The sequence below is a fragment of the Pontibacter diazotrophicus genome (genome assembly GCF_003367245.1).
In the GTDB taxonomy this organism is placed as follows: Bacteria; Bacteroidota; Bacteroidia; order Cytophagales; family Hymenobacteraceae; genus Pontibacter; species Pontibacter diazotrophicus.
This window is the reverse complement of the sequence record NZ_QRGR01000084.1, coordinates 1-814: the sequence shown is the minus strand read 5'-3', so window position 1 is coordinate 814 and position 814 is coordinate 1. Positions and strand designations below refer to the sequence as shown.

General features: G+C 51.2%; 1 protein-coding gene. It reads right to left on the bottom strand.

Translation table 11 applies throughout. From position 1 onward, the window contains the following. Positions 1 to 7: 7 nt before the first annotated feature. Positions 8 to 733 carry an IS1 family transposase gene (locus DXT99_RS26770; protein ID WP_115568659.1) on the bottom strand — a complete coding sequence of 242 codons (726 nt, stop codon included), beginning with the start codon at positions 731 to 733 and terminating at the stop codon, positions 8 to 10. Positions 734 to 814: the final 81 nt, after the last annotated feature.

Genomic DNA, 814 nt, shown 5'->3' with positions numbered 1-814 from the left:
GGTAATTCTATAAAAGTAATGTTAGGTTGTAGTTAGCCACAAAGAAACGTATTGCCATCAGGTGCCTCTCGAGCTTTTTAGAGAAGGAGAGGGATTTCCTGACCAAGCGAGCACATCTCTGCCTGAGGGTACAGAAGAACCTCTCGGCATGGTTTGTCTCTTTCTTATTGGCAGAGGCCACATGCCTTGCCGCCGGTATCACCTTTTTGTAGGCCTCCCACTCATCGGTGTAGAAAGTCGCCTGCTGCCTATAACGCTCCGGCACGTTTTCCCACAGCCCCTTTGCCCCCGCTGTGCCTCTGTCTCCCAGGTGCAGGGCAATTATTTGCCTGCTTTTCCTGTCCTGGGCCACCCACAACCATTGCTTGTTGCCCTTGAAGCCGACAAAGCTCCACAACTCATCGCTTTCGCACTCATAGCACGTGAGCTGGATTTCTGAGTTGCAAGCAACCTGCGCGTTCAAGTCCTGCGGCACTTCCCCGTACAGCTCATCCATGTAGCGGTAAAGGTGGTAAGCAGGAATGCCCAGCACTCTGCAGATGCCCTCCAGGGAGATGCGCTCCAGCAAAAGCAGCTCGATGAGCCTTTTCTGCTCCCGGCTCAGACTCTGGTTCTGCCGCTCAAAGACAAACTGCCTTAAGCAGTCCTTGCACTTGCCCCTGGCTTTGCCGTAGTAGGTTCTCCCGTTTTTGACTATATTCACACTGCCGCAGTAGTAACATGACCTGTTCATGAGGGTAAGAATTAGATTCGACACCTAATCTTACTGCTACTGCGGTTATTTCTGTTGCTTCATTACTTTTATAGGACTACC

What these genes read in the sequence shown, in the direction of transcription:
- DXT99_RS26770 (WP_115568659.1), bottom strand. Translation starts at nt 733, where the DNA reads ATGAACAGGTCATGTTACTACTGCGGCAGTGTGAATATAGTCAAAAAC.